The 26,726-nt window shown below is 50.3% G+C and carries 28 protein-coding genes; 21 read left to right on the forward strand and 7 right to left on the reverse strand.

Going from position 1 to position 26,726, the window contains the following annotated elements; all coding sequences use genetic code 11:
• The 8 genes from AC0YNX_RS18560 to AC0YNX_RS18595 all read left to right on the forward strand — a co-directional run bounded on the left by AC0YNX_RS18560 (position 1) and on the right by AC0YNX_RS18595 (position 7,879).
• Positions 1 to 231 carry a MerR family transcriptional regulator gene (locus AC0YNX_RS18560; RefSeq protein ID WP_475817188.1) on the forward strand — a complete coding sequence of 77 codons (231 nt, stop codon included), beginning with the start codon at positions 1 to 3 and terminating at the stop codon, positions 229 to 231.
• Positions 228 to 980 (forward strand): twin-arginine translocase subunit TatC, encoded by a 753-nt coding sequence (gene tatC / locus AC0YNX_RS18565; protein WP_475817189.1) that lies wholly within the window; start codon positions 228 to 230, stop codon positions 978 to 980. Before AC0YNX_RS18560 ends, tatC begins: the two co-directional genes overlap by 4 nt.
• Before the next feature lie 234 nt (positions 981 to 1,214).
• Positions 1,215 to 2,309: a putative 2-aminoethylphosphonate ABC transporter substrate-binding protein gene (locus AC0YNX_RS18570; protein WP_475817190.1), complete on the forward strand. Its 1,095-nt coding sequence runs from the start codon at positions 1,215 to 1,217 to the stop codon at positions 2,307 to 2,309.
• A 37-nt stretch (positions 2,310 to 2,346) separates the two neighbouring features.
• On the forward strand, positions 2,347 to 3,366 hold the full coding sequence (locus AC0YNX_RS18575; RefSeq protein WP_475817191.1) for an ABC transporter ATP-binding protein: 1,020 nt from the start codon (positions 2,347 to 2,349) through the stop codon (positions 3,364 to 3,366).
• A gap of 5 nt (positions 3,367 to 3,371) precedes the next feature.
• The gene (locus AC0YNX_RS18580) at positions 3,372 to 5,075 is read left to right on the forward strand and encodes a putative 2-aminoethylphosphonate ABC transporter permease subunit (RefSeq protein ID WP_475817238.1); all 1,704 of its coding nucleotides are present in this window, start codon (positions 3,372 to 3,374) and stop codon (positions 5,073 to 5,075) included.
• A gap of 14 nt (positions 5,076 to 5,089) precedes the next feature.
• Positions 5,090 to 5,887, forward strand: a complete 798-nt coding sequence (gene phnX / locus AC0YNX_RS18585; RefSeq protein WP_475817192.1) for a phosphonoacetaldehyde hydrolase — start codon at positions 5,090 to 5,092, stop codon at positions 5,885 to 5,887.
• The gene (gene phnW, locus AC0YNX_RS18590; protein WP_475817193.1) at positions 5,884 to 7,008 is read left to right on the forward strand and encodes a 2-aminoethylphosphonate--pyruvate transaminase; all 1,125 of its coding nucleotides are present in this window, start codon (positions 5,884 to 5,886) and stop codon (positions 7,006 to 7,008) included. The genes phnX and phnW overlap by 4 nt, the downstream gene beginning before the upstream one ends.
• Positions 7,009 to 7,093: 85 nt before the next feature.
• Positions 7,094 to 7,879 carry a DeoR/GlpR family DNA-binding transcription regulator gene (locus AC0YNX_RS18595; protein ID WP_475817194.1) on the forward strand — a complete coding sequence of 262 codons (786 nt, stop codon included), beginning with the start codon at positions 7,094 to 7,096 and terminating at the stop codon, positions 7,877 to 7,879.
• A 71-nt stretch (positions 7,880 to 7,950) separates the two neighbouring features.
• On the opposite strand, the gene AC0YNX_RS18600 is transcribed toward AC0YNX_RS18595, so the two are convergent.
• Genes AC0YNX_RS18600 through AC0YNX_RS18610 form a run of 3 tightly spaced genes read right to left on the reverse strand, consistent with a single transcriptional unit; the run spans position 7,951 to position 11,599 of the window.
• Positions 7,951 to 9,057, reverse strand: coding sequence for a Ger(x)C family spore germination protein (locus tag AC0YNX_RS18600; protein WP_475817195.1), 1,107 nt, complete (start codon positions 9,055 to 9,057; stop codon positions 7,951 to 7,953).
• Positions 9,054 to 10,139 (reverse strand): GerAB/ArcD/ProY family transporter, encoded by a 1,086-nt coding sequence (locus AC0YNX_RS18605; RefSeq protein ID WP_475817196.1) that lies wholly within the window; start codon positions 10,137 to 10,139, stop codon positions 9,054 to 9,056. Before AC0YNX_RS18605 ends, AC0YNX_RS18600 begins: the two co-directional genes overlap by 4 nt.
• Positions 10,136 to 11,599: a spore germination protein gene (locus tag AC0YNX_RS18610; RefSeq protein WP_475817197.1), complete on the reverse strand. Its 1,464-nt coding sequence runs from the start codon at positions 11,597 to 11,599 to the stop codon at positions 10,136 to 10,138. The genes AC0YNX_RS18605 and AC0YNX_RS18610 overlap by 4 nt, the downstream gene beginning before the upstream one ends.
• A 118-nt stretch (positions 11,600 to 11,717) precedes the next feature.
• Here AC0YNX_RS18610 and AC0YNX_RS18615 point away from each other — a divergent pair, with 118 nt between their 5' ends.
• On the forward strand, positions 11,718 to 12,032 hold the full coding sequence (locus AC0YNX_RS18615) for a hypothetical protein (protein ID WP_475817198.1): 315 nt from the start codon (positions 11,718 to 11,720) through the stop codon (positions 12,030 to 12,032).
• 102 nt (positions 12,033 to 12,134) lie between these two features.
• Here the strand turns inward: AC0YNX_RS18615 and AC0YNX_RS18620 are convergent, their stop codons facing one another.
• Positions 12,135 to 12,707, reverse strand: coding sequence for a DUF1349 domain-containing protein (locus AC0YNX_RS18620; protein WP_475817199.1), 573 nt, complete (start codon positions 12,705 to 12,707; stop codon positions 12,135 to 12,137).
• 125 nt (positions 12,708 to 12,832) lie between these two features.
• Between AC0YNX_RS18620 and AC0YNX_RS18625 the strand changes: the two genes are divergently transcribed.
• Positions 12,833 to 13,666, forward strand: coding sequence for a sugar phosphate isomerase/epimerase family protein (locus AC0YNX_RS18625; protein WP_475817200.1), 834 nt, complete (start codon positions 12,833 to 12,835; stop codon positions 13,664 to 13,666).
• A 45-nt stretch (positions 13,667 to 13,711) separates the two neighbouring features.
• The gene (locus AC0YNX_RS18630) at positions 13,712 to 14,062 is read left to right on the forward strand and encodes a VOC family protein (protein ID WP_475817201.1); all 351 of its coding nucleotides are present in this window, start codon (positions 13,712 to 13,714) and stop codon (positions 14,060 to 14,062) included.
• Between the two features lie 74 nt (positions 14,063 to 14,136).
• On the opposite strand, the gene AC0YNX_RS18635 is transcribed toward AC0YNX_RS18630, so the two are convergent.
• Together AC0YNX_RS18635 and AC0YNX_RS18640 are read right to left on the reverse strand one after the other, a co-directional pair.
• Positions 14,137 to 14,772 carry a GntR family transcriptional regulator gene (locus tag AC0YNX_RS18635; protein WP_475817202.1) on the reverse strand — a complete coding sequence of 212 codons (636 nt, stop codon included), beginning with the start codon at positions 14,770 to 14,772 and terminating at the stop codon, positions 14,137 to 14,139.
• The gene (locus AC0YNX_RS18640) at positions 14,738 to 15,598 is read right to left on the reverse strand and encodes a sugar phosphate isomerase/epimerase family protein (protein ID WP_475817203.1); all 861 of its coding nucleotides are present in this window, start codon (positions 15,596 to 15,598) and stop codon (positions 14,738 to 14,740) included. Before AC0YNX_RS18640 ends, AC0YNX_RS18635 begins: the two co-directional genes overlap by 35 nt.
• A gap of 164 nt (positions 15,599 to 15,762) precedes the next feature.
• Between AC0YNX_RS18640 and AC0YNX_RS18645 the strand changes: the two genes are divergently transcribed.
• Positions 15,763 to 16,632, forward strand: coding sequence for a phosphogluconate dehydrogenase C-terminal domain-containing protein (locus AC0YNX_RS18645; protein ID WP_475817204.1), 870 nt, complete (start codon positions 15,763 to 15,765; stop codon positions 16,630 to 16,632).
• 102 nt (positions 16,633 to 16,734) lie between these two features.
• Here the strand turns inward: AC0YNX_RS18645 and AC0YNX_RS18650 are convergent, their stop codons facing one another.
• Positions 16,735 to 17,511, reverse strand: a complete 777-nt coding sequence (locus AC0YNX_RS18650) for an AraC family transcriptional regulator (RefSeq protein ID WP_475817205.1) — start codon at positions 17,509 to 17,511, stop codon at positions 16,735 to 16,737.
• Positions 17,512 to 17,721: 210 nt separating this feature from the next.
• Here AC0YNX_RS18650 and AC0YNX_RS18655 point away from each other — a divergent pair, with 210 nt between their 5' ends.
• The 9 genes from AC0YNX_RS18655 (at position 17,722) to AC0YNX_RS18695 (ending at position 26,725) form a co-directional block, all read left to right on the forward strand.
• The gene (locus AC0YNX_RS18655; protein WP_475817206.1) at positions 17,722 to 18,402 is read left to right on the forward strand and encodes a FadR/GntR family transcriptional regulator; all 681 of its coding nucleotides are present in this window, start codon (positions 17,722 to 17,724) and stop codon (positions 18,400 to 18,402) included.
• A gap of 238 nt (positions 18,403 to 18,640) precedes the next feature.
• The gene (locus AC0YNX_RS18660) at positions 18,641 to 20,002 is read left to right on the forward strand and encodes an ABC transporter substrate-binding protein (RefSeq protein ID WP_475817207.1); all 1,362 of its coding nucleotides are present in this window, start codon (positions 18,641 to 18,643) and stop codon (positions 20,000 to 20,002) included.
• A gap of 61 nt (positions 20,003 to 20,063) precedes the next feature.
• The gene (locus AC0YNX_RS18665) at positions 20,064 to 20,999 is read left to right on the forward strand and encodes a carbohydrate ABC transporter permease (protein WP_475817208.1); all 936 of its coding nucleotides are present in this window, start codon (positions 20,064 to 20,066) and stop codon (positions 20,997 to 20,999) included.
• 1 nt (position 21,000) lies between these two features.
• The gene (locus AC0YNX_RS18670) at positions 21,001 to 21,828 is read left to right on the forward strand and encodes a carbohydrate ABC transporter permease (RefSeq protein ID WP_475817209.1); all 828 of its coding nucleotides are present in this window, start codon (positions 21,001 to 21,003) and stop codon (positions 21,826 to 21,828) included.
• A 38-nt stretch (positions 21,829 to 21,866) separates the two neighbouring features.
• Complete coding sequence (locus AC0YNX_RS18675; RefSeq protein ID WP_475817210.1) at positions 21,867 to 23,054, forward strand: trans-sulfuration enzyme family protein; 1,188 nt, start codon at positions 21,867 to 21,869, stop codon at positions 23,052 to 23,054.
• Between the two features lie 276 nt (positions 23,055 to 23,330).
• On the forward strand, positions 23,331 to 23,999 hold the full coding sequence (locus AC0YNX_RS18680) for a hypothetical protein (protein WP_475817211.1): 669 nt from the start codon (positions 23,331 to 23,333) through the stop codon (positions 23,997 to 23,999).
• A 46-nt stretch (positions 24,000 to 24,045) separates the two neighbouring features.
• Complete coding sequence (locus AC0YNX_RS18685; RefSeq protein WP_116191078.1) at positions 24,046 to 24,168, forward strand: AgrD family cyclic lactone autoinducer peptide; 123 nt, start codon at positions 24,046 to 24,048, stop codon at positions 24,166 to 24,168.
• 260 nt (positions 24,169 to 24,428) lie between these two features.
• Complete coding sequence (locus AC0YNX_RS18690) at positions 24,429 to 26,366, forward strand: DUF8034 domain-containing protein (protein ID WP_475817212.1); 1,938 nt, start codon at positions 24,429 to 24,431, stop codon at positions 26,364 to 26,366.
• A gap of 74 nt (positions 26,367 to 26,440) precedes the next feature.
• Positions 26,441 to 26,725, forward strand: coding sequence for a hypothetical protein (locus tag AC0YNX_RS18695; RefSeq protein ID WP_475817213.1), 285 nt, complete (start codon positions 26,441 to 26,443; stop codon positions 26,723 to 26,725).
• Position 26,726: the final 1 nt, after the last annotated feature.

A 26,726-nucleotide genomic window follows, 5' to 3' on the forward strand; every position in this document is an offset into this window, starting at 1 on the left:
ATGCATGACAAGGTGATGAGCATTGGAACTGTATGCGACTTGACGGGTTTATCGGAGAGGCAAATTCGGTATTACGAGGAGAAGCAATTGATTTTTCCGGTACGATCGAAAGGCGGCGCGCGTAAGTATTCGTTTGATGATGTGGAGAAGGTGAAAGAGATTAACGGCAAGCTGCGGGATGGATTTCATACGTTCGAGCTGCGCAAGGGCGGAAGGGCGTGTTGCGAATGAGAAGAGTAGAAGAGACGATGACGCTCATCTCCCATTTGACGGATCTGCGGCGGAGGATTTGGCGAAGCCTCGCGGTACTGCTGCTGTCGCTTGGAGCGGGTTTGTACTTCTCGCCAAAGGTACTGCATTACTTGAAGAGTGTACCGCCAGCCTCCCATATAACCTGGAATGTCTTCTCTCCATGGGACGGCATTCGCATGTACATGACAATTGCGCTGGTATTCGCATTGACGATTTCATTGCCTTATATCCTCTATCAATTATGGGGATTCGTGCGTGAGGGGCTGCATCCCGATGAGCGTGCTGCGGCGCTGCGTTACGTACCGTATAGCTTGATCTGCTTTCTGCTCGGCATCGCATTCGGCTATTATGTCGTTTATCCGATGAGCTTCGCTTTTACAACCCGGATAACGGAGAGCTTGCAGCTTGTGGAGACGTATGGGGTGGCACAATATTTTGGCTTCATGTTCAATATCATTATTCCGCTGGCAATTGCCTTCGAGCTGCCTGTTATTGTGATGTTTCTGACGAAGATCGGCGTGCTGACGCCTCAAGTGCTTCATAAGATGCGGCGCTATGCGTACTTGGTGCTCGTTATCGTGGCAAGCCTGATCTCCCCGCCGGAGCTGATCTCGCATATGATGGTGTTTATTCCTCTCGTCGTGCTCTACGAAGTGAGCGTGTTGCTGTCCCGTATCGTGTATGGACGGAGAAGAAGCACGAGCCTGGTTGAAGCTTCGGGCGCATAGTGGTAGATGATATGAAAAGAATACAACAAAGCTGGACTCCGTTTGGAGTTCGGCTTTTTTTGTTCTTCGAAAAGAGGGTCAATTCCACAAACACAACTAAAACCAACTAAAATCAATAAAAAACAATTTCTTAACATGGAATCAATATGGATTTTACATTCTGAACTTACACTGAGGAAGTCCTGAGAGAGCATCAGGAACCTATAAAGAGCCATGTGGAGGGAAAGAGAAAAGATGAAGAAGTGGATGGGAACTGCAATAACGACGGTAATGGTCATCTCAGCGCTGACAGCATGCGGAACAAGTAATAATAAAAGCACAGATGCAGCACAAGCGGCAAATGGGAATAAGCCTGCGTCAGAAGCATCTGCAAATTCGGAAATTACTGTATACACGGCACTGGAAGACGATCAGATTGGGGCGTACTTAGCTTCGTTCAAGACTCAGTATCCGAACATAAAAGTAAACATCGTACGCGATTCTACAGGCATTATTACAGCAAAGCTGCTGGCGGAGAAAGATAATCCGGTTGCTGACGTCGTATGGGGAACAGCGGCAACAAGCTTGCTCGTGCTGGATCAGAACGGCATGCTGGAAGGCTATTCGCCGAAGGGCATCGAGAATGTGCTGCCTGAATTTAAAGATAAACAGGAGCCTGCTCACTGGGTCGGCATCGACGCATGGGAGACGGCATTCGCGGTGAATACGGCTGAGCTGAAGAAGAAAAACTTGCCGATTCCACAATCGTATGAGGATCTGACAAAGCCGGAGTATAAAGGCTTGGTTGTCATGCCGAATCCGGCTGCATCGGGCACGGGCTTCCTGACGGTAGCGGGTCTCGAGCAGCTGATGGGCGATGCGAAAGCTTGGGATTACCTCGATAAATTGGATAAGAACATCGCGGTGTACACGCAATCCGGCTCAAAGCCTGCGAAGCTTGCAGGCACAGGCGAATATCCGATCGGCGTATCGTTCGGCTACCGCGCGATTGAAGAGAAGAAGAGCGGCGCACCGATTGAAGTCGTCTTCCCGAAGGAAGGCTCCGGCTGGGACGTTGAAGCGAATGCGCTGATGAAGAAGGATAACATGAAGCCGGAAGCTAAGGAATTTCTAGATTGGGCGATTTCCACAGAGCCGATGAAAGAATACAACAAGAACTACGCGATTATCTCCGTGAAGAACAAGTCCGCGTCGATTCCGGAAGGCTACAAGGCAGATCCGATGAGCCAGCTCATCAAATTCGATCTGAACAAGGCAGCTGCGTCTCGTGAAGCGACGCTTGCTGAATGGACGAAGCGTTACGAAGCGAAGAGTGAACCGAAGGAATAATGCAAAGTCGTGCAAATAAAAGGAGGAGCGCTGCTCTATGCCACAGAACTATCTTTCTATTGAAGGCATCCGCAAAACATTCGGATCATTCACCGCGCTTGAACCGATCAACATCCAGATCCCTAAGAATGAATTCGTATGCCTGCTTGGACCGAGTGGCTGCGGCAAGACGACGCTGCTCCGATTAATTGCAGGTCTCGAAGCGCCGGATGGCGGCCGCATAACGGTGGCGGGCAGAGACATTACGGCTCTGTCTCCCGCCAAGCGGCAAGTGGGCATGATGTTTCAGTCTTATGCGCTGTTCCCGAACTTAACCGTGGAGCAGAACATCGGATATGGCTTGCAAGAGAAGAAGCTGACCAAGGCGCAAATCCGAAGCAAAGTGGAAGAAGTGCTCGCGATGGTGGATCTTGAGCAGTCCGCGAAGAAGTATCCGTCGCAATTGTCAGGCGGTCAGCAGCAGCGTGTTGCGCTTGCGCGCGCCGTCGCTCTCTCGCCGGATTTTCTGCTCCTAGATGAGCCGCTCTCTGCGCTCGATGCGAAGGTGCGCCAGAAGCTGCGTCTTGAAATCCGCCGGCTGCACGAGCAGCTTGGCATGACGACCATTATGGTCACGCATGACCAGGAAGAAGCGCTTACGATGGCGGATACGGTTGTCGTCATGAACAACGCGAGAGTCATTCAAATGGGGTCACCGGAAGAGATCTACGAGCGTCCGAACAGCCGATTCGTCGCTGATTTCATTGGTGCCGTTAACTTCGTCGGCAGCGATGAGCTCCCTGCGGTTGCCATTCGTCCGGAGCATGTCAGCATCCATCTGCAACCCGTTCCGGGAAGCAGTGAGGCGATTATTGAGAACTTGGAATTCCGAGGCTCCTTCTATCGCATGACGCTCAAGCCACCGCTTTCGTCCGAAATTATAGCTGATGTGAGCAGCGCATCGATTCGCCAGCTCGGGCTTGCAAAGAATCGCCGCGTATATTATACGCTGCCAAGCGATCATCTAATTTACTTCGGTGACACGCAGCCGGCTACCCGTGCAGAGGTGGTCGTATGAAAGCGATGATGCTCTCGCTAAGAAGGCGAAGAGGCAGCTGGGCTTGGGGCGAACGGTCTGCCATTCTTGCGCTAATCGCTGTGCTCTGCATCATGGTGCTGCTGCCGCTGATTTCTTTGTTCAGCCAAGCATTCACCGGCAAGACGGGTGAATTTACGGGGCTTGCGAATTTCATTCATTATTTTCAATCGCCTGCGCTGCTGCAATCGCTATGGCATACCGCTTTGATTTCAGTCGGAACGGCTTGCATCTCCGTGCTGCTTGCCTTCGTGCTTGCCTACGCGCTTACTCGAACAGGCATAAGAGGCAAGCTTATTTTCAAGACGATTGCCCTCTTGCCGCTGTTCGCGCCGACGATGATGCACGGCATCGGGCTGACGTATTTGTTTGGCAATCAAGGCTTCATTACGAACGGCTTCTTCGGAGCATTGCCTATCGAGTGGCATATCAATCTGTATGGTCCGATTGGCATTATGATGGCTGAGATCATCTACACATTCCCTCAAGCCTATCTCATTCTCGCGGTTTCGCTTGCATTCGCCGATTACAATTTGTATGAGGCAGCGAAGACGATGGGCGCAAGCAAACGACGTATTTTCTTCACCGTGACGATACCGAATATTAAATATGGACTGATCTCTGCGATCTTCGTCTGCTTTACGCTCGCATTCACCGATTTCGGTGCGCCGCAAGTGGTTGGAGGCAATTATAGCGTACTTGCAACCGATATTTATAAGCAGGTGATCGGTCAGCAAAATATGGGGATGGGCGCAACAGTTGGCATCATTCTTATTCTGCCAGCCGTGCTCGCCTTTGTTGTGGATCGAATTGTATCGCGCAAGCAGAATGCGATTAGCTCGCGGGCACTGCCGTATCGGATTCAGCCGAATCGCGTGCGTGATGGTCTGTTCCTGGCTTGCTGTATCGTGCTGTCGGCGATGATTGCAATTGTTATTCTGACCGTCATCGCGGCATCGGTCATTAAGATTTGGCCGTATAATCTGTCGTTTTCGTTTATTCACTATGACTTTACTAAAGTAGCCGGTGGCAGTATCCAGCCATTCTGGACGAGTCTGCGAATGTCCGCATGGACTGCCGGAATCGGTACGGTCGCAACGTTCCTCGGCGCTTATTTAATCGAGAAGACGAGGTCTATGAAGGCGCTGCGTCAAGCGGGCTACTTCCTGTCGATTCTCCCGCTTGCGCTTCCGGGGCTTGTTATTGGACTTTCTTATATTTTCTTCTTCAACGAGAAGGGCAATCCGCTGCACGGTATTTATGGGACGATCTGGATTCTCGTGCTAGCCAACATCGCACATTTCTACGCCGTTTCGTTCGTCACGGCGACAAGCGCGCTCAAGAAGCTCGATCGCGAGATTGAGATGGTGTCGGATGCGATGGGCGTTCCGCAGTACAAGACGCTGCTTCGTGTGACGCTTCCGCTTTGCTTGCCAGCTGTGCTGGAGATGGCGATGTATCTATTCATTAATTCAATGGTGACGGTATCGGCTGTTATGTTCCTCTATGCGGCTGATCTGAAGCTGGCATCGGTATCGGTCGTCAATATGGACGACGCCGGTGATGTCGCATCTGCGGCGGCGATGTCTGTTCTTATTATGATGACCAACGTTGTGGTACGCCTCATCTATGAAGCGATCGTCCACCTCGTGAAGACGAAGACTGGGGCATGGCAATCAAGAAACAGCTAAGGGAGAGATCTTTCATGATAAAAGCAGTTATGCTCGACTGGGCAGGAACAATGGTGGATTACGGTTGTTTTGCGCCGCTGCATGTATTCGTAGACGTATTTGCCCGCAGAGGGATTGAAGTTACGGTCCAAGAAGCTCGCGGACCGATGGGTATGCTCAAGCGTGATCATATTCAGGCGATGTGCAACATGGAGCGAATTGCTGCGCTATGGGAAAGCAAATTCGGCAACTTGCCTTCGGAGGCAGATGTTGATGCGCTGTATGCGGATTTCGAGCCCATGCTGTTCAGCACGCTGCACGAATATGCGACGCCAGTGCCGGGCGCCATTGAGCTCACTGCTCGGTTGCGTGAACAAGGTATAGCGATCGGTTCAACGACGGGCTACACTCGCCCGATGATGGATATTGTGTGCCAGAGCGCAGCGGCGCAAGGCTATGCGCCGGATTCGCTTGTCACGCCGGATGAGGCGGCTGCCGGTCGTCCGTATCCGTGGATGATTTATCGCAATGCCGAGCTGCTCGGCGTATATCCGATGCACCATATTGTAAAAGCAGGCGACACGGTGAGCGACATGCAAGAAGGAGCTAACGCAGGCTGCTGGACGGTTGGCGTTATCCTCGGCAGCAGCGAGCTCGGCATGTCGGAAGCGGAAGTTGCAGCTTGCGGGCCGGAGGAATTGGAGCGGCGCAAAGCAGCGGTTGCAGAGCGCCTTAAGTCAGCCGGCGCGCATTATATCGCGGATTCAATCGGCGAGCTTGATCAGATCATCGCAGCTATTAATGTTCGCCTAGAAGAGGGAGAGCGTCCATGAATAACAGCCCAGTTGCTCACACATCGAAGAGTCGCCCTTACTTGCTGTTAACGCCAGGCCCGCTTACTACCTCTGAGACGGTTAAAGAAGCCATGCTCCGTGATTGGTGCACATGGGATTCCGACTACAACGGACTTGTTCAAAGTATTCGCAGTCGCCTCGTTCACTTGGCGACGAATACGCCGGATCGATATACAGCTGTTCTGATGCAAGGCAGCGGCACCTTCTGCGTGGAGTCGGTAATCGGCAGCGTCATACCGCGTGACGGCAAGCTGCTCGTGCTCACCAATGGCGCTTACGGTAACCGGATCGCCCAGATGGCGAATGTCTATGGCATTGCGACATCGGTGCTCGATTTCGGCGAGACCGAGCAGGTTCGCGCAGCGGATGTAGAGCAGCGCCTGCAAGAAGAAGCAGACATAACGCATGTCGCCGTTGTCCACTGCGAGACGACGACCGGCATGCTGAATCCGGTCGCTGAAGTCGCGGCCATTGCTAAGGCGCATGGCAAGACTGTCATTGTCGATGCGATGAGCAGTTTCGGCGGCATTCCGCTCGACGTTCATGAGCTGCAGATCGATTATTTGATCAGCAGCGCGAACAAGTGCATTCAAGGCGTGCCGGGCTTCGGCTTCATCATCGCCCGCACCGAAGCGCTTGCCGGCTGCGCAGGGCAAGCTCGTTCCTTATCGCTCGACCTGTACGACCAATGGTCGGCGATGGAACAGGGCGGAGGCAAGTGGCGGTTCACTTCGCCAACGCATGTCGTTCGCGCATTCGATCAAGCTCTGCGCGAGCTGGAACAAGAAGGCGGTATCGCTGCTCGCCATCAACGCTATAAAGCGAATCAGGAGCTGCTCGTGAACGGCATGAGGCAGCTGGGATTCTGCTCGCTGCTGCAGAGCAAGGTGCAGTCGCCGTTCATCACCGCGTTCTATTATCCGCAGAGCAAACGGTTCAGCTTCGGGGAGCTGTACGCGCGGCTGAAGGCAGCGGGTTTCGTCATCTACCCGGGCAAGATCAGCGCCGCTGATACGTTCCGCATCGGCAACATCGGAGAAGTATATCGGGAAGACATCGTGAAGCTGCTGCAAACGATTGAAGATGAGAGCTTCTGGTAAGCTTGCGAGAATTTAGAGCTGAGAGAGGGAGAACCCGCCTCTCACTGCGAAGTCAGTCACCATGCATACAAGGAGGCGGCCGCGAATGTCGCTTGTTGGGGAAGAACGCAAACGGGAAATTCTTGATCTTATCAATGACGCAGGCAAAGTCTATACGACCGATCTGGTGAATCGGCTGGGCGTCTCCTCCGAGACGATAAGGCGTTACTTGGAAGAGCTTGAAGAGGGGAACCGGCTGAAGCGCGTTTATGGCGGCGCCGTGAAGATTACCCTCATGAACGAGGAACCTTCTCTCGTGAAGCGGGAGGTGCTGCGTGCAGAAGAGAAGCGGCTGATCGGCCGTTCGGCTGCAAGTCTCGTTCAAGATCATGATGTCATCGTAATTGATGACGGTTCGACTTCCCTCCAGATGATTCCGTTCTTGATTTATAAGAAAGGCCTCACGATCATCACGAATTCGATTCAAGGGCTGAACATGCTCATCGACTATCAGAACAAAGACATGTTCACAGGCGATGTCTTCTTCGTCGGCGGCAAAATGGACCCGCGTCATCATCGCATCTCAGGCTCGCTCGCAGAGAAGTTCATGGAGAACTTCTATGTGAACCGCGCTTTCATTACGATTGACGGCCTGCTGCCGGAGCAAGGCATTACCAGCTATGACGCGGACCGGGCGCTGCTTGCGCGTAAATTTATAACCAACAGCAAGGAGAGCATCATACTCACAGACTGCTCCAAGCTTGGGAATAGCAGACTATACAAAATCGCGGATTTGAGCGAAGTGCACACCGTCATCTGTGACCAAGCATATCCGGGCAGCTGGGCGGACACTGTGACGAAGCACGGGTTGGAATGGATAGTAGCGAAGTGATGCAACAAGGAGAAACAAAAAAGAGCGATTGCCGCTGATCATTGGTCAGATACGGGAATCGCTCTTCCTGTTTAGTTAATCAAGCCTGTGCCATAAATATGGACACGAAAGTCAGGCTTAATGTTCACTTCCTTGTACACGTCCTTCCAATTTATCTTCTTCCATAGTCCGGGATAGTGGATGGATATATGTCTCCCGATGCCGATTGCGTCGCAGTTTGCTTGCTGCATCTTATTGATGACATCTTTTGCTTGCTTGTTTACAGCAGCGGTAATCATCTTACTCATCTGATCGTGGTCGATCGAGCTGCCGATCTTCCCCGGAAAGCTCTGGATGGTCCCGTAGAGATCGACTGATACCGTGCAATCAAGCTTGGAAGTCTGCTTGTTGAAGCTTAGATTCAACCGCTGCTTGATTCTGCGGACTTGGAACGAGACGACGTCCTTCTGAACTTTAATATTGAGAATGGCAACCTTCCCGAACGAGTCCTTCATAAGCAGCAGAAGCGTAGAGGCTTGACCTCTCAGCGAGACGCCGGAATAACGGCTCCCTTGCATGAGCGCAATTCCGTCAATCACTAATGCCGATTCGTTTAATTGCCTGATCATGGGGATTACCAGATCACCTCCAGGATCATAGACATGGCTCCATAATGAATAGAGCGTTTGATCCTTAATCGATGTTCTTCGCTCAGCCCCGGTTAGAATTTGCTTAATGCCATAAGCAACCGGATTATTATCGATTTTTCTAAAAGCGAGTATTTTGGCTGCGTTCCCTTTGGCTATGAGAAGATGGGAATCCAGATATCCCTTAGGCGCTCGGATAATCGTTTCAAGCGGAAGGAGAATGTTCTGCTTCGCAAGCTCTTCGCCCATAATAACGACATGCGTTTTACTGACTTCGATTGTTCCGGGAAGCATGCTGTCAAGGTTCATTCCGATGATGGATGCCGAGTCGCCGTTAGCTTGCATGAATTCATCCTTTACTTCAAATTGCCCGCCGCCTTTGCTTTCCAGTATCACGGCTCTAATCGCACCGACTAATTGATGATGATCACCGATATCAAAGCTAATTCCGTTCACCATCTTCTTGTTCGTTAAGAGCTGACTGTCCCAGCAGCCGCTTAAAGTAATCCCGAGAATTCCGATACAGACAGAGTGTGCAAGTCGGCGATTCATGTGGATTCCGCCTTTACCTGTGTACTCACGAGGAACGACGCCAGCCATAGAACAAGCGGCACCGCTACAATCATGATGACATAGCTATACTCGAGCCACTTGCTGAAGGAGTCCAGATTCTCGATAGACATTAAACACCAGCTGCACGCAAACACGGTCGCTCCACTAAATAGGACCAGCTTCCGGTAAGCAGACATTTTAACCGTTATGCTTTTGCCGGCTATACAGAGATAGGAGACTAGCGTTGCAGTCATCGGGATAATCCAGATCGTCAAGAATATGAGGTCAATCCGGTCAATGAGCTGGTACGACAGCCCTTTCAGAACAAACAATACCGGTTCGTTCACCACAGCTAATGTAGGAGGGCTTAAGCTGATCTGACATATAAAGACGAAGTACGTATAGAAAATCGTCACAAACGCATTAGCGAGAGACATCACGCCTATTCCTCCGGATTTGACCCCTTGCACTTGAGCTAAGAAATAGAGGCTTACTTCAAAGCCGAGCATGGAGAAAATTGTTCGCTCACTGCCCTCCAGAATCGGTCCGAAGCCTGACTGCGCGATAGGGAATATATAGGAGATATGTACATCGTTCACCAAGGTAAGAATGCTGATCAGAATGAGCACCACGAACAGCACGGATGCGAAGACAAAAAATCTGGCAATGACTCGCAAATTATCATAGGCCAAGTAGAGGCTAGTCCCGATAATGAGCGCAAGCAGTATCCACCCTGGAGTTAACGCCAGCATCCATGAATTAATAAGGCGGACATACAGGTTGCTCGCATAAGCCGCGATAAGAATGAAGAATACATAGTAGATCAAGTTCAACGCTTTTCCTGCATAGCGGCCTAATATTCGAATGATGATTTGACTCAAATTAGCATCCGGGAACCTCTTCAGCAGCTGCCAGTAGACAAACAGCAAGAGCTGGATGACAATGCCGGCGAGCAGCACGGACATCCATGAATCCCCTTTGGCGGAATGCTGGATTTCTGATGGCAGAGATAGAAGGCCGATGCCCACTTGGGTTTTGACAATGAGGAAGAACAGCTGGGTTTTGGTAATTGTCGTGTTCAAGGGCGCTTCCACCTTCCGAACATAATCTGCTTGACCAGTTGGTGCTTGGCATGTTGCGAGTTCTTATTAGTCATCCAGAGCGGCAGCCTTAAGAATAGATCCTTGAAGCTCTCTCTCCCGTGAAAAGGTCCGAATGGTGTGAAATACGGAATGCTGAGCGATTCTAGCTTGCACAAATGAATGAAGATCAGCATCAGCATGATGGCGATGCCGAAGAAGCCGAAGAAGGAGGCGCTCAGCATCATGGGAAAGCCTAATATCCGCAGACTGGTGCCAAACTCGTTGATTGGCGTGACGAAGGAAGCGATCGCCGTGAGTCCGATAACGACAATCATCGTATGGGAGACCAATTTCGCTTCGACGACCGCAGTGCCGATGACTAGACCGCCAACGATGCCGATCGTCTGTGCAATTGGCGAAGGAAGCCGAATGGCTGCTTCCTTGAGCAGCTCAAGAATGGTTTGCATCACAAGCGCCTCCAATATTGGCGGCAATGGAACGTAGCTTAGCGATACTTTGACGGAGTAAAGAATACCGATTGGGAGAACCTCGGAATGATAGGTGACTGTGGCGATGTAGATCGCCGGCAAACAGATCGCCAGAATGAAGCTGAATAACCGGAGGACGCGGAAGAATGAACCGATAAGCCAGCGGCTGTTGTAATCATCCGGCGACTGGTAGAACGAGAAGAACGTTATCGGCAGAATAAGCGCGCTTGGCGTGCCGTCCACCATCAATGTGATTTTGCCTTCAAGCAAATATGAGGCGACCCGGTCCGGCCGTTCCGTCTGCAGCGTTTGTGGAAATGGAGAGAAGGGATGCTCCTCCAGCATATCGTCCAAGTTTCCCACTGAACTCAAGTATTCAAGGTCGATAGATTGCAGCCGTCTCTGGCATTCTGCAACGAGTATTGGATCGGCGACTTGGTCCAAATAGACCATCGCGACCTTCGTATTGGTCATACTGCCAAGCGTGAAGTACTTCACTTTCAAGCTTGGATTCTTCAGGCGGTTGCGCAGCAGGTATAGATTCGTAGATAGCCCTTCGATAAAGCCGTCATGGGAGCCTTTAACAACCTGCTCGTCCCTAGGTTCCTGAATGGATCTTGAATGAGACTGTGTCGCCGGCAGTAGAAATGCAGCGGAGTCATTCTCTTTGACGACCACGCAGTAGCCATTCAGGAGATATTGACCGATCTGCGCCATAGTGGAGGTTTGTTTCGCCTCTGCAGATCGCAGTGCTTGATCGACACGCCCTTCTTTGGCTGTGGTCAGCGGCTCGATCACATTCGTCTGAATCGTATCCAGCTTGGCGAGTGTTTCGATATATAGAATGGCGTACAGATGCCCGGACAAAGACAGCTTCTGAATCTTGAGATCTTCCGTATCCGACATGTACTGCTGAATTTGTGCGAGCTGCTGATCGAGAGAGGCAGCTTGAAGGTCCTTAATGTGGAACACGCTGGCTTCACCGCCGATAGTCAATAATTTCCTTTATTGTTGCCAGGCGGAGTCGGAATTATGTTCGGCATCGTGGTATACTAGATCCGTATTTTATCGGATGGAGGCTACCTGCGCGATGAGCAAGCGTTACCGGATTACAAGAGAATATCGAGAGCATGAGACTGATCGGCAGCCGATTACGTTGGAGACATGCTTGGTTTATTTTGGGGCACAGGCTGATTTCACATATGCGCCTGAGTTGCAAGTATCGGGAGTAGATGGGACGACGATGACCATTCCGGGGGATTTCTTCATGTGGCGCTACGAGAACGTGCAAATTCCGTTCCGTCATTATGGGGACGATATCTACGTGTCGGGCAGTAATGATGCGGTCATTCCGCGGATGACGGAGATCGCAAGCGATCTCGGGGCAGATATTGAGGAAGGCTAATAAGAAGTGAAGGCTGGCGGGTCAATGGATCCGCCAGCCTTTTTTACATTTTACGGAAGGAAATGGCATGTGTATGGGGAAGTAGTTTAGAGAATTAGTGAATTATGTAATCGTCATGGTCAGAAAATCAAACCGAACGGTGCAGCCTGTCCCTTGAGGAGATTGGGCAACGACGCCTGCTCGGCATTCGCCTTGAAGCTTCAACCCGAAATAGCGAATCTGCTCCCACACTTCACCATCCGCAGAGTACGAGAACGTGATGCAATTGCCTTGTCGCACGACACGCAAGTAAGGCTGCTCCACATCGACTCGCTCCGAATTGCAATCATCCGATACGCCATCAATCGTTACGACAGACACGATCGTCGGATAGCGCCCGTTGTACTCGAAGCAGAGCTTCGCCCAGTTGCGGTCATCCGCCATCAGCATGAGACAGCCCGAATCGTATTTTTCCTTCATCTGCACACTTAGACGCGTTGTGAGCTCGAAGCTGCCGCCAGCTGTGAACTGCAGGAAGGGGGCGGAGCTTACCATATGTTTGCCTGCAGGGTCCTGATAGTAATCCGCCTTCGCCGGAGCTTCGACAAGAAGACCTTCTTGTTCGGTGCAGCTCCACCGGGCAGGCTCGTTAATCCAGTTTAATGCATGCGCATTCGCGCTGCTGAATACATTCATCGTTCACACTCTCCTCGTATGCAAGTGGACGTAACTTCATTGTGTAGACATTCTCTTCGAACGCGTTTACTCCTTCTTTCGCAAGAGAGTGAGTGCGCAAATCTAATTGAAAGGATGTATGAGCTATGAGACTTGGCGGACCTATCCTGCATGGCGGCAAGCTTGATCCGGAGCAATGGGTTCGGGCGCACGTTGAGCGGGGGTATTCAGCGGCTTATTTGCCGGATTTCGAGGATGCTGCGCTCATTCAAGATTATGTGGGAGCCGCGTCACGAGCGGACCTGCTCATTGCGGAAGTTGGCGCATGGAGCAATCCGCTGAGCGCCGATCCCGAGACAAGGGAGCGGGCCATCCGCTTCTGCAAGAAGAAGCTGGAGGCGGCGGAGCTGGCAGGTGCCCGCTGCTGCGTCAATATTGCAGGCTCGCGCGGCGAGCAGTGGGACGGGCATGATCCTGCCAACCTGACGGAAGATACTTTCGCGCTCATCGTTGATACCGTGCGAGCAATCATCGACCATGTGCAGCCGGAGCGGACGTACTATTCGCTCGAGATGATGCCGTGGATGTACCCGGACTCGGTAGAGAGCTACGAGCGACTGATCGAAGCGGTTGACCGGCGTGCTTTTGCCGTTCACCTCGATCCGGTTAATCTGATTGCGAGCCCGCAGCTTTATTACGGGAACAGCGCGCTGATCGAGCACTGCTTCGCGAAGCTTGGACCGCATATTCGCAGCTGTCATGCCAAGGACATCACGATGAGCCAGCAGATGACCGTTCATCTCGATGAGACAAGGCCTGGGCTTGGCAAGCTTGATTATGCGCAGTATTTGCGCCAATTAGCGAAGCTTGATTCGGATATTCCGCTCATGCTTGAGCATCTCGAGAGTGAGACGGAGTACCGGCTTGCGGCGAAGCATATTCGTGGTGTGGCTGAGGAAATTGGAGTTCGGATTCAGTGATTGAACCGACAGGTTGTTGCGAAAAATTCCATTGGAGGTAACACGATGATCCCGATTATGAATCAGATTGGAGCTGTATTTATTCCGGTAAGCCAGATTGAGAAAGCAAGAGATTGGTATTGTGATCTACTCGGGCTGCCGGCTGATGGAGAGATATCATTCGGTCATATCTATGTCCTTCCGATGGAAGGAGCGGGGATTGTACTGGATAGCAAAATTTATGCCGAGGATCATATTTTTAGAGCTCCAGCCTTTCATTTCAACACGAACAATATCGAAGAGGCTTACAACTATATGAAAGAGAAGAACGTGAACCTCGTGACGGGAATCGAGCATAATCACTGGTTTAATTTCAAGGACCCCGATGGAAACTTGCTTATGGTCTGCAAATGTTAATGTGGATTTAGAGCCGCTATATCGCAGAAAAACACCTGCAGCTAATGATGCCGCAGGTGTTTTGTTTAAATTGGCTATAGAACCAGAATCCGCGCAGCGTATTCCAGATGCTCAACAATCCGGCGCTTCGCCTCATCGGCATCACCGTTAATAATGAGCTCGAAGATTTCGAGATGGTCGCGGTATGAATTCTGAATCCGATTATTGTCCTTGCGCAGCACCTTGAGTGCCAGCAGGAATAAACGATCTTGCAAATTATTCATCATTTGCACCATTTCCTCGTTCTCATAGACGAGCGCGAGCTGGCGGTGAAATTCGGAGTCCGCGTGCGTGAACGCGAGATAATCATGCTGCTCAGCTGTTTGCTCCTGAATGCGCAGGTTCTCTCTGAACCATGCGATCTCATCCGGCGATAGCTTGCGGTTAGCCAGCTTATGCACGATATGGCCCTCGATCGCGATGCGGAAGTCGAAGAAGTCGGCGACTCTCTGCAGCGACAGCCCTGGCAGGCTTAGCCCTTTGTTCGGTGCGATGTTGAGCAGTCCTTCGGCAGCGAGCTTCTCCAGCGCGGAACGGATTGGCGTTCGGCTCATCTGCAGCAGCTCGACGAGGTATTTCTCAGTCAACTGATCGTTGCTGCTGATCGTTCCTTCCATAAGGAGTGCGCGAAGCTGTTCATACGCTTTCTCTTTCAGCGTTACTGATGCCATATTGATTAACCCCATCTTCTCTAAAATAACCGCTCGCCGTCAGTTCGGCGATACTCTCATCCAGCCAGCGCTGCTCCAGAGCAATCGTGTCTGCGACCGATACGGTATAAGGTGTCCATAACTCTAGTATTGCGCTTGCTGCGCCTTTCCCGTGCTCTGCGATCCGGTCCATCAAGTAACCGAGATTCAGCCTGCCGGCGCCTGCTGGCGTTCCGAGGATCGTATAACCCATCTGATGATCGACCCGTTTGATGTCAAAATCTTTAATATGCAGATTGACAAGATACGGCGTGAGCCGGTCGATAACCGTCTCCGGATTCTCCAGCGCGCCGAATGAATTGACCGTATCGAGACAGCATCCGACAAAAGGAGAGGCGATACTTTCAAATAATTGTACCAGCTGCTTTGTCGTATGCATACCATGATTTTCGATGGCGAGCGTAATGCCTGCGCCTTCATAAGCGGGCAATACTTCGCGCAGCTGAAGCTCAGCGGCAGCCAATTCTGGCGTCGTAATGATCGTACGGACGATCGGAGAGCCAAAGGTGCGGGCGATAGCAAGGTAGGCGAGCAGGTTGCTTGGCTCAGTACCTCTTGTGCCGACCTCGATGGCAACCCCATAGGTATCTGCTGTTTGCTTGATAAGTGCGAGCTCTGCTTCTGTCTTCGTATGAAGCGGCAAGTTGTCGGCGATTTGCAGAAGACGAAGTCCGCGGTTATGGGTGATACGAATGAGGTCCTCTGCTGATAGCAGTTCACTAGTTGACTCATAACCGGGAACTCCTACAGACCATGTTAATGTAAATGAACTAAGTCCGAGTTGCATCGTTAAATTCCTCCTTGGGATGGCGGTTTGTGATGCTAGAATAGCAGGAATCTAGCGGGATTTCAATAAATATATATGAAATGTATACATTTTGTATTGATTGCTTCAGCATGATCCGTTATGCTTGATCTATCATCTTATTCATTGGAGAAGGAGCGTTTATTATGAGCGGTTCAACAGGGCAAGCAACAATCGCACTTATAGGAGCAGGCGGGAAAATGGGCTGCCGAATTACCGATAATTTGAAGACGGCAGACTACCGGCTGCTGCTATGCGAACAATCGGAGAGCGGCAAAGGCCGCATCGCGGAGAGAGGGCTCGCCATAACGCCGAATGATGAGGCGTTAGCGCAAGCGGATTTCGTTATATTGGCTGTACCGGACGCTGTTATCGGTCCACTTACGGAGGTTATCGTACCGAAGCTGCAGCCGAATACAACGGTCATCGTGCTCGATCCGGCAGCGGCCTATGCGAATCAGGTGGCGCTGCGTGAGGATTGTACTTTCGTCGTGACCCATCCGTGCCATCCCGCCCTGTTCGAGGAGCAGGATTCGCCGGAAGCGCGTCAAGATATGTTCGGAGGCATTGCGGCGAAGCAGGATATCGTCATCGCGCTGCATCAAGGACGGGAAGATCTTTATGATCAAGCGGAGCAGATTTGCATTCGCATGTTTGCGCCAGTGACGAACTGTCACCGCATTACAGTCGAGCATATGGCGCTGCTGGAGCCGGCTGCTGCGGAAGTTGTTGCCGCTGCCGCAGCATGTATTATGAAAGAAGCAATGGACGAGGTTATCCGAATGGGCGTTCCTGAAGCAGCCGCTCGTTCCTTTATGCTCGGGCATATTCAGATACCGCTTGCGATCGCATTCAACAACGTTAATCCGTTCTCGGATGCGGCAAAAGTAGCGATTGAATACGGGTATGAGAAGATATTTAAACCGGATTGGAAGCAAGTATTCACGAAAGAATCGCTTGATGAGGTGCTGCGACTGATGCTCCATCTGGACGAGAAGCCAGCCGCATCGCTCTAACAGAAATTTCGATTATTTCCGGGGAAATGAAAAAAATGAGAAAGAGGCTAGGCGAGGGAAGCATCGCAGGATGCATGTTCCCGAGTCCAGCCTCTTTTGTTGTTAACTGCCGCTAAGTTCGTTAGGAAATGTGCGTCTGCTTGCCCGATATTGCCGAGGCGATTCTCCGGTCTCGCGCTTGAACAGCTTGCAGAATTGGGCGTCGGTCGAGAAACCTGAGCGATTGGAGATGTCGAGCACAGACAGATCCGTCTTCACTAGCAGCTCGCTGCTGTTTGCAATCCGCTTCGCAAGCACATATTGCTGCGGTGAGATTCCGAACTCCTCCTTGAACAGATGGCGGAACCTGTCATAGCTGTAACCGAAATTCTCTGCCATAACGCCAAGGTTCAGCTTCTCGTGGAAGTGATTGTCGATGTATCGCTGAAAAGTGACAAGCTTCTTCCCTCCGGTGCGCATCGCCCATAGCTCATGCTTTTGCCTCGATAATTCCACCGCTAGCCTGCCAATCATATAATCGAGCATGATGGAATAGTGCGTCTTCTTGCTCGTATATTCGTCATAGAGCGTTTCGAGGAGGGAGAGAATGGTAGAATCGTTGTCCTGGAACAGGCCCTCTTGCAGCTCAAGCGTGTCATCTTCACAGCTGAATCCGACGAAGATGACGTCCGTATCTTGAATGCGGCGTTCGTCATGCAGCGTTCCCGGACGAATGAGGCAGAAGCTGCCCGCGCCGAAGTGATGCTTCATATGGCCGATCTCCGTGCTCCCGTTGCCGTTTATGTAGTAAACGACTTCATAACAATGATGGGTATGATGAGAGATATAGGTTTGTTTAGCCCGCAGTGACCGGTACAGGAATTCGAACTTTAATCGCATGGTTAAAATTCCCCTTTGCATGTGAAATGCCACTTCGTATAAAATGGGAGCCAGAAAGTATAAAGCGCTTTCTTTTCCAATCATAAGCGAAAGATTCCCAGGAAGCAATGGAGGAGCAATCAGTAGAATTCCAGTTGACATGATAACTTTCCTTCGCTTACTATGTACCTATCAGATAGGTAGTAAGCTGAAGGGATGAGGCCAAAATTAATGGGCAAAATTCAGAAGATACTGGTGCATGAGCAAGTTTCGCAAGAGATTCAGAACTTCATCCAAGAGCATGACCTTTCCGAGGGGGATAAGCTGCCATCTGTAGAAGAAATGACGAATATGTTTGGCGTAGGACGCTCGTCACTGCGCGAGGCGCTTCGTTACCTTGAAGCGATGGACATAATTGAAGTCCATAATGGCAAAGGTATCTTCGTAAAGGATGTGAATACGTTCCGCTTCACGGGCAAAGTGAAGATCGAGCGTGAGCGCAACTTCCTGCTGAACATTCTTGAGGTGCGCAGAGCGCTGGAGGGACAAGCTGTAACGTTGGCTTCCGAGCGGATTACGAACAAGCAGATCAAGGAAGTTCAGGAATGCCTTGAAGAATACCGTATTCTGAAGGAAGCGAACAAGGACACGTCTCAAGTAGACCTTACGTTCCACCGTCATATTATTAAAGCTGCCAAAAACCCGATTCTGGAGACAGTGCTGGACTCCATCTCCGGCCTCTATGAGAAGTTCTTCAATGAGCCGCTGGGCGATAAAGCTCTGTTCGATGAGACGTACCCGTTTCATCATACGATGTTTGCCGGCATTGCAGCGCACGATACAAAAGTTGCAATGGAAGAGTTTGACAAGCTGATGGACTGCATCGAAGCTAAAATAAAAAGCGTCAAATAATTTTGTTGACAATATAAAGCGCTTCCACCTATAATCAACCTATCAGACAGGATGACTGTGTGATACTTGAATAGCGAGTACGGCTGGGGGCTATTTTTTTAGAAAGAGTTGTACAAATATTCAGAATTGAAAGACCAATCAAGTTCGATCCATGATCGGCACATGAAGGGTTGTGCATCGATCGCAACAAGATTTCCCAGTACTCATCGATTAAAAAATTGAATGTGGAGGGTTTTCAATGGGGGCAACTAAGAAGTCGAAGTATTTGTATCTCGGTTTGGCAACAACAGTAATGGCCGGCATGCTTTCAGCATGTGGCGGCAACGGTGGCAATGATACTTCTAATTCTGCAAGCACGAACAACGCAGCGCAAAGCAACAATGGCGGTAAGCAAGAAGAGGTTAAGCTTCGCATGATTGAGAGCTTGACGAGCCCTGCTCGTACGGATCTACTGAAACAGTCGCTTAAACGCTTCGAAGAAGCAAACCCTGGAATTACGGTTGAGCTCATCTCGCCGCCGTTCGATCAAGCGGACAATAAGATCCGTACCATGCTGAGCACAGGCGAGAACCTTGACGTCCTTGAAGTGCGCGACGCAACAATTAATGAGGATGTTACAAACGGCTACGTTGAGAACCTTGAGCCTTATGCGGCTAAATGGGCGGATTATGCTACCGTTTCCCAAGCTGCTAAGACAGTAGCTTCGATCGCTGATAAACCGTACTTTATCGCAAACGGTATGTACGAGCGTCAAATGTTCTACCGCAAAGACTGGTTCGACGCAGCAGGCCTTGCCGCTCCGAAGACATGGGAAGACGTTTACACTGCAGGTAAGAAGCTGACTGATCCAAACAAGAACCGTTATGGCTTCTCGTTCCGCGGCGGCGCTGGTGGCTCTGGCTACGTCGATGGCATCGTGCAAAGCTACAACGGTGCGAATCTGGATGAAGCAGACGGCCACTTCCTGAAAGATGGCAAAACTTCGATGTTCGGTTCGCCTGAAGCGAAAGAAGGCTTGGAACTTTATAAGAAGATCTTCAAAGAAACTTCGCCTAAAGACTCCATCAACTGGGGCTTCGCTGAGCAAGTGCAAGCGTTTACTTCCGGCGTAACGGCAATGCTGATGCAAGATCCGGACGTTATCGGCGTTCTGAACGAGAAGATGGAAAAAGGAACTTGGGCTTCAACATTCCTGCCTGTAGGTCCTACTGGCAAAACGTTCTACGGCATCGGAGCTGCTGGTTGGGGCATGACGTCCTTCTCCGAGCATAAAGATGAAGCTTGGAAGCTGATCGAGTTCTTGTCGAGTCCTGCAGAGAACACTCCTTTCTGTAAAGCATTCGGCTTGCTGCCAATCCACTCTACCGCTTCCGAAGATCCGTACTTCCAAGAAGGTCCATATGCGACATTGCTTGAAATGAACACGAAACCGGAAGATTACATTCCGCTTAAACCGAACTACACGTACCAAACTGGAGACTACGGCGATCTTCTCATGAAGAATACGCAAGCATGGCTCCTTGATCAAGCATCGACTGACGATACGCTCAAAGTTTTGGATAAATACTGGCAAGACGTAAAAGCGAAAAGCGCGAAGTAATGCGTTTGGTGATGGGTGGCTCCCGCTGCCCATCACCCTTTTTAATAAGGAGGGGTAATTTATGGAAACGAAAGTCTCGACTGGTTCGACCGAGAACAAGGGGAAAAAATCCAGATTCTCGTCACAATTGTGGTTTATTTGGCTCTGTTTGCTCCCTGTTATTATTCTAGTTCTGACCTTTACTTATTATCCTGTTGTTAAAGGTATCACTCTCGCGTTCCAAGATTACAATTTGATGAATGTGAAAAACGTCAAGTATATCGGATTTGACAACTTCAGAACGATATTCAATGACAACCAGTTTATTACGGCTTTGAAGAACAGCTTGAAATGGGTGTTCTACTCCTTAGTCGCGCAATTTATTCTTGGTTTCATTCTTGCTCTCGTATTGAATAAGCCGTTCAAAGGCAGAGGCCTTTATCAAGGTCTTGTTTTCTACTCTTGGGCTCTATCCGGCTTTCTAATCGGCTTGATTTTCAAATGGCTGTACAATTCCCAGATCGGTGTTGTCAACGATCTATTGCTTCGCACCGGAATTATTAAAGAACGTATCGGATTCTTGTCCGATCCGCACTGGGCGATGTTCTCCGTAATCAGCGCAAATGTATGGTACGGTATAGCATTTTTCGCAATTATGCTGCTCGCTGCATTGCAATCGATACCTGGCGAATTGTTCGAAGCTGCCGATATCGACGGAGCAGGATGGCTGCGCAAATTGTTTAACGTTATCATTCCCTATATCATGCCAACGATCATCACAACGACTTTGCTCCGAGTGATCTGGATCTTCAGCGATCCTACATTGATTTACTCGATGACCAACGGTGGTCCGGCAGGCATGACCAATATCGTCTCCTCGTTCATGCTTTCTAAAGTGTTTGGTAACGGCGAATATGGTCTTGGTTCGGCAGTAGGTATTGTTATGATGCTCATGCTGATGCTCTACACGATCTTCTACCTGTTTGCGACAAAATCCGAGAAAGCGGGGGACTTCTAAAATGCAGAAGAAGCTGTTAGTAAGTGCTAAAGTGGTATACTTGACACTTCACGCTGTCGTGATGTTGTTCCCACTTTATTGGATCATAATTACTTCTTTGAAGCCGCAGAAACAAATTTTCAGTTTTCCGCTTCATTATTGGCCGGAAACATTAACGTTCGACAACTATAAGAAGCTGTTTCAGTTCTCTAACTTCGGCGTATACATCTTCAACAGCTTGCTCGTATCCATGGGTGCAGCGGCTTGCGTTATTCTGATTTCGATCTTGAGCGGCTATGTACTTGCGCGGTTTAAGTTCAAAGGTCACAAGCATATTATGTTCGGTTTCTTCCTGACGCAGATGCTGCCAGGTATTGGCGCACTTATCGTGCTTTATAAGATGATGTCTAGCATGCACTTAACGAATCATCTATCCTCACTCGTGCTCATTTATACAGTAGGAAGTATCCCATTCTCAACGATTATGCTTAGAGGGTTCTTCCAGCGCATTCCTTCGAGCTTGGAGGAAGCGGCAATGATTGACGGCTGTTCTCGAATCACGGCGTTGTTCCGCGTCATTATTCCGGTTATGCTGCCTGGTATTGCAGCAACGTTCATATTCGCCTTCGTTAACAACTGGAATGAGCTTATTATGGCTGTTATGTTTATTGACAGCGAATCGAGCAAGACGCTTCCGGTTGCCATGAACTCGTTCGTTATGAAATTTGACATTGACTGGGGCGCAATGTCGGCCGGAACGGTTATGTCCGTTATTCCTACGATTATCGTGTTCGCGATCGCGCAGCGCTTTATCGTAGAAGGACTGACACAAGGTGCAGAAAAAGGTTAAGGATACATTCGATGTCGGCGATATCAAGGAGAGCAACAATGATGACAAAACTTACTTTGGAGCAAATGTACACGGCGATTGCGCATGATGAGTTTGATGATCGCCATTTCGGCGCCATTCAAATTCCAATCTACCAGAACAGCCTGTTTGCATTCGATACGTATCCACAATTCGAGCATGCTTTCGAACAAGAGCTCGGCAGCCATATTTACTCGCGCGGCAACAATCCGACGGTCGAGTTTCTTGAAGGGAAGCTTGCCTTGCTGGAAGGCGCTGATGCCGCACGCTGCTTCGCTTCAGGGATGGCTGCCATCAGCGCGGCGATCTTCTCATCGGTGAAGGCTGGAGATCATATCGTTTGCGTAAGCAACGCATACGGTCCTGCGAGAAATTTAATGGGCGAGTACTTGAAGCGTTTCGGTGTGAAAACGACTTTTGTAGAGGGTAGCAGTCACGAATCGGTCCAAGCGGCGGTCCGCCCGAATACGAAGCTCATCTATTTGGAAAGTCCCAGCACTCAAATGTTTGAACTGATCGACCTGGAGGCGTGCGCGAAGCTTGCAAAGTCTATCGGTGCACGCACCATTATTGATAACACGTGGGCGACGCCGATCTTCCAGAATCCGCTCGAGTTTGGCATTGATTTGGTCGTTCATTCGATTACCAAATATATTTCCGGCCACAGCGATGCGCTCGGCGGTGTCGTCATGGGCTCGAATGAGCTGATGAAGCCGCTTAGCCGCGACGAATACATGCTCTTTGGCGGCATTATGACGGCGCACACCGCTTCGCTAGTGCTTCGTGGCCTGCGTACGCTGCCTGTGCGCATGGAGCGCTGCCAAGCGAGCGGGTTGAAGGTTGCCAGCTGGCTTGAAGAATCAAGCCCATTCGTGAAACGCGTGTTTCATCCAGGGCTTCCATCTCACCCGCAGCACGAGCTGGGCAAGAAGCAGCTGAGAGGCTACAGCAGCCTATTCTCCTTCGAGAGCAATCAGCCAATTGAACGGCTTAAAGCTTGGGCCTCCAAGCTTAAGCTCTATAAAATTGCAGTGAGCTGGGGCGGTTACGAGAGCCTTGTTACAGTGGGGCGCAACACGGATGTTAACGGAGAAGTCAGAACGATCGTCCGCATGTATATTGGACTTGAGAGCCCGGATGATTTGATCCAGGATATGCAGGATACATGGCAAGAAGTGACGGCGAACGAATTGCAGAATCACGGTTAAAGAGATCCGATAGAGACTTCTGGGCTACTTGGAGCTAGAGTGTTTGATAGCAAGTTAGACGCTGGCAGAGAGTGGTAAAAATCCCGCTCTTCTGCTTTTTTTATGCGATTTTAGCCCTATGAAAGCCTTCTATGAATTTAGTAATTGAAGTATATTCGCAATTTACATATAATGGCGATAGGAAGTCGAAATCCCGCATAAAGTAGGGAAAAATGCAGAGGAAGCGGGTCTATCAGCCCGTCAGGCAGCAGCTTATCAAAGGGAGTCACAGGTGCTATGGATTACATCTTGTTTGTTATTGGTTCGACGTTTGAGTATATTGGCATGTTTTTGTTTTTGTTTGCTTTGTTCAGATTTAGTTTGTATACACGTTTGAGTATAAATGTGGTCATCGTCTCAGTTCTTATGAGTCAAGTTTCCTACTTCACGCGTCTTGATCCTGCTGTAGGGGATTTATCAACTTATATACAGTTTGTTTTGTTTGTTATCGTATTCTGGGTGCTATTTCAGGTTCCGATTTTCCATTCAATCGTCATGAATTTCGCCGGATTGGCTGGGGGACTTGCCATTCAAGGTGTCATTATTCTACTGACCAACTACTTGGGAGGTTTGTCGCTGGACACGATTCAAGATAGTAGACCCATTCTTACTGCATTGCAATTCGTTACGTTTCTAGCTCAGATTGGTATTGCGAGAGCGATAACCGTATTACATTGGGGATTTGATTTTGTACCTACCTCGCGCAGGACATATGTGAAAATTAACAAGACAAGCGCTATTTTGCTTGCTATTATTACAAGTTGCATTGTTATCGCGGCAGCACTCGCATTTGTATTCCGCAACGATTACAACGATTACGTGATATATGCGAGCATCGTATTTCTTTGCACGCTTCCGGTCTTTCTCTTCTTCTCATTAAGGAAAGATGTGGAGGATGCCGCTTGATCTGTAAGAAGCCCAAAGCTTCGCTACTGAGAGGAGGTGAACAGCTATGAAGAAGATTATGTATCGGGGTATTGCTGCAATTATTGTTAGCCTTGCTTCGTTATTCGTACTCACAGGATCTTACTATTTTATATACAAGCCGGAAATTCCGGCTGAGCTTAGAAAGTAATGTGTGAGTACAACAAATCATCTTCAAGCCGCAATATGAGTTTCATCATTGAGAGAGTTGCACGAGCAGAACATTTACTTACACAATCAGACTGTACCTCTCATTCATCGAGGTGCAGTTTTTGCATTTTGACCTCAGATAAATAAATTGACGAGCTGATTTGTAAGCGATACCATTGACCATAAAGAATAGTCATCCGTCAACCAGAAACGGCAAAAGAAGTGCTGTTGCTCTATTTTACCGTAGAAGGGATGCGTATTATGCCCACTCCATCTTCATCGCAACCATCACAAGAGTCGCAAGCGCCGCTGCAAACGAGCTTGCAGGCTGTCCGCCGCTCTGCACCGCCAAGCTGGGCGACGAAGCAGCGTCAGCTAATAGATCTGCTCAATGCGTCTGCCAAGCAGTTTATCGCACGTTATACGAGGCCTGACGGGACGCTAATCTGGCGGGGGAACTGGCCGGGAATGGATGGTTCGGACGACCCGTACGAAGGATTTATGAACCTTGCGCTGCTCTATGCGCTTGGCGGAGATGACTCGCTGCACGAATCGTCTCGTCGCATATGGGAAGGCATTACATGGCAGTGGACGGAGTACGGGCAGATTCACCGTGAATTCGATGCCTATTACGACTGGATGCACCACGGGGAAGGGTACTTGTACTTCTACTTCCTCGGTCTTGCTGGACCGGCTACGCTGAAGGATCGGCAGAGGGCAGTGCGCTTCGCGCACATGTATACAGGGGATGACCCGGAGGCGCTCAACTACGATGCGGAGAAGAAGCTGATTCGTTCGCCGCTGAACGGCAGCAGAGGTCCTCGGTTCATAACGACTGGCGAGGACTGGTCAACGCATCGCGGCATTCTGGACAACTATCTGGCGCCGTTTGAGGATGTGCCAGGCGTTGACTTCGAGTCGCGCAAATGCAAGTGGAGCGATGACACGATCTACAGCCATCTGCTGGCGATGATGAATGAGCGGATGAACCGCGGCGATGTGCCGCTGAATCTGAACGCGACAGGCCTTGTCGCCAACGCCTACATGCATACGGCGGATGAGAAGTACAGCCAGTGGGTGCTGGATTACTTGGCTGCATGGTGTGAACGGGTGGAACGCAACGGTGGCATTATCCCTGATAATATCGGCTTAAGCGGGGAGATTGGCGAGTACAACGACGGCAAATGGTGGGGCGGTTATTACGGTTACCGCTGGCCGCACGGCTTCCCAACGATCATCGAACCGATTACGAATGCAGCGATGAATGCCATGCTGCTGACAGGCGATGTAAAGCATCTGAGTCTCGCTCGGCAGCAGCTCGATCTGAACTGGTCGCTGCGCAAGGAAGTGGATGGCGAATGGAAAGTCCCGCTGAAGCATTTCGACGCGGGCTGGACCGATTATCGCGATGCCTCGGCGAAATATCCGATCTATCTCTGGATCGCTTCGATGGCGGACGAAGATCTCGAACGTATCCATCGCGTGCCGAAGAACTACGATTGGAACGAGATTCATACCCCGAGCGTGTCGGGCGGCGGCTCCAAGCACTACATCATGAATACCGAGCCGTGGTTCCAGTACATAACGGGCGAGCTGCCGAACTATCCAGGCGACATTCTGGACGCGAATTTCAAGCTCATCCATAACCAGCTGCAGAGGATGGATTCGGATATGGGTAATCCGGCGTTATGGTCGGATAACTACAATGACGATGACTTCTCAAGCATCCACATCTGGCAGGAGCTGTGCCCTGTCTATATGGAGGGCCTCGTGCAGCTCACGCTTGGCGCTCCGATGCATATTTCGCACGGCGGCTTCCAGCACGGCCGCTTCCGCTACTTCGACGCTGACCGCAAGCGAGTCGGCCTGCCGCAGGATACAGCAGCGCTTGTCGAGCAGCTGAGCGATCGTTCAGCGGTGCTGCAGCTGGTGAATACGTCGCCGTTTGAGCCGCGTACGATTGTTGTTCAAGGCGGAACATTCGGCGAGCATCAAATCGACAAAGTCAGCGTCCTTGATGAAGACGAGCCGCGCGAGGTGCAGGTGGGCAGCAAGTGGCTCCAGATCGAGCTGCTTCCAGCTACTGCGATTCGGCTCGAGATCATCATGTCCCGCTATGCCAACAAGCCGACCTATGACAATCCTTGGTCGCAGCAATCCGGCGAAGCGCTGCTGCAAGGCAGAACTGAGTCAGAGTAAGCGAGTCTGTACTTGTACATTGTTATGGTATAATTAGCTATTCGCATTTTGACATTAGCTGGAGGGTACTAACAATGAACGTTACAATTATTCACGCCGAAATGACACAGAATCCGGACAAAGGGTATAGCGGCAGTGTGCAATTTGAAGTAGAAGGTCATAAACAGCCATACGAAATTACACTGCAATTAACGAGTATCCGCGGTACAACATGGGATTACAGCTTGAGCTTCGCGAAAGAATCGGGCTCGGAAGATCAGATCAATGCAGTGGAGAAGGCAATCGAGGAAGACGACGATCTATTCGACGATCTAATTGATGCCGCAGCCGCTACATTGCCAGAAGACGAGGAGGCGTAAC

The sequence above is a fragment of the Paenibacillus sp. J31R98 genome (genome assembly GCF_056269245.1).

Bases quoted from the DNA above. Each gene is read 5' to 3' on its own strand.
- AC0YNX_RS18560 (WP_475817188.1), top strand. From the start codon at position 1: ATGCATGACAAGGTGATGAGCATTGGAACTGTATGCGACTTGACGGGT.
- tatC (WP_475817189.1), top strand. From the start codon at position 228: ATGAGAAGAGTAGAAGAGACGATGACGCTCATCTCCCATTTGACGGAT.
- AC0YNX_RS18570 (WP_475817190.1), top strand. From the start codon at position 1,215: ATGAAGAAGTGGATGGGAACTGCAATAACGACGGTAATGGTCATCTCA.
- AC0YNX_RS18575 (WP_475817191.1), top strand. From the start codon at position 2,347: ATGCCACAGAACTATCTTTCTATTGAAGGCATCCGCAAAACATTCGGA.
- AC0YNX_RS18580 (WP_475817238.1), top strand. From the start codon at position 3,372: ATGATGCTCTCGCTAAGAAGGCGAAGAGGCAGCTGGGCTTGGGGCGAA.
- phnX (WP_475817192.1), top strand. From the start codon at position 5,090: ATGATAAAAGCAGTTATGCTCGACTGGGCAGGAACAATGGTGGATTAC.
- phnW (WP_475817193.1), top strand. From the start codon at position 5,884: ATGAATAACAGCCCAGTTGCTCACACATCGAAGAGTCGCCCTTACTTG.
- AC0YNX_RS18595 (WP_475817194.1), top strand. From the start codon at position 7,094: ATGTCGCTTGTTGGGGAAGAACGCAAACGGGAAATTCTTGATCTTATC.
- AC0YNX_RS18600 (WP_475817195.1), bottom strand. From the start codon at position 9,057: ATGAATCGCCGACTTGCACACTCTGTCTGTATCGGAATTCTCGGGATT.
- AC0YNX_RS18615 (WP_475817198.1), top strand. From the start codon at position 11,718: ATGAGCAAGCGTTACCGGATTACAAGAGAATATCGAGAGCATGAGACT.
- AC0YNX_RS18620 (WP_475817199.1), bottom strand. From the start codon at position 12,707: ATGAATGTATTCAGCAGCGCGAATGCGCATGCATTAAACTGGATTAAC.
- AC0YNX_RS18625 (WP_475817200.1), top strand. From the start codon at position 12,833: ATGAGACTTGGCGGACCTATCCTGCATGGCGGCAAGCTTGATCCGGAG.
- AC0YNX_RS18630 (WP_475817201.1), top strand. From the start codon at position 13,712: ATGATCCCGATTATGAATCAGATTGGAGCTGTATTTATTCCGGTAAGC.
- AC0YNX_RS18635 (WP_475817202.1), bottom strand. From the start codon at position 14,772: ATGGCATCAGTAACGCTGAAAGAGAAAGCGTATGAACAGCTTCGCGCA.
- AC0YNX_RS18640 (WP_475817203.1), bottom strand. From the start codon at position 15,598: ATGCAACTCGGACTTAGTTCATTTACATTAACATGGTCTGTAGGAGTT.
- AC0YNX_RS18645 (WP_475817204.1), top strand. From the start codon at position 15,763: ATGAGCGGTTCAACAGGGCAAGCAACAATCGCACTTATAGGAGCAGGC.
- AC0YNX_RS18650 (WP_475817205.1), bottom strand. From the start codon at position 17,511: ATGCGATTAAAGTTCGAATTCCTGTACCGGTCACTGCGGGCTAAACAA.
- AC0YNX_RS18655 (WP_475817206.1), top strand. From the start codon at position 17,722: ATGGGCAAAATTCAGAAGATACTGGTGCATGAGCAAGTTTCGCAAGAG.
- AC0YNX_RS18660 (WP_475817207.1), top strand. From the start codon at position 18,641: ATGGGGGCAACTAAGAAGTCGAAGTATTTGTATCTCGGTTTGGCAACA.
- AC0YNX_RS18665 (WP_475817208.1), top strand. From the start codon at position 20,064: ATGGAAACGAAAGTCTCGACTGGTTCGACCGAGAACAAGGGGAAAAAA.
- AC0YNX_RS18670 (WP_475817209.1), top strand. From the start codon at position 21,001: ATGCAGAAGAAGCTGTTAGTAAGTGCTAAAGTGGTATACTTGACACTT.
- AC0YNX_RS18675 (WP_475817210.1), top strand. From the start codon at position 21,867: ATGATGACAAAACTTACTTTGGAGCAAATGTACACGGCGATTGCGCAT.
- AC0YNX_RS18680 (WP_475817211.1), top strand. From the start codon at position 23,331: ATGGATTACATCTTGTTTGTTATTGGTTCGACGTTTGAGTATATTGGC.
- AC0YNX_RS18685 (WP_116191078.1), top strand. From the start codon at position 24,046: ATGAAGAAGATTATGTATCGGGGTATTGCTGCAATTATTGTTAGCCTT.
- AC0YNX_RS18690 (WP_475817212.1), top strand. From the start codon at position 24,429: ATGCCCACTCCATCTTCATCGCAACCATCACAAGAGTCGCAAGCGCCG.
- AC0YNX_RS18695 (WP_475817213.1), top strand. From the start codon at position 26,441: ATGAACGTTACAATTATTCACGCCGAAATGACACAGAATCCGGACAAA.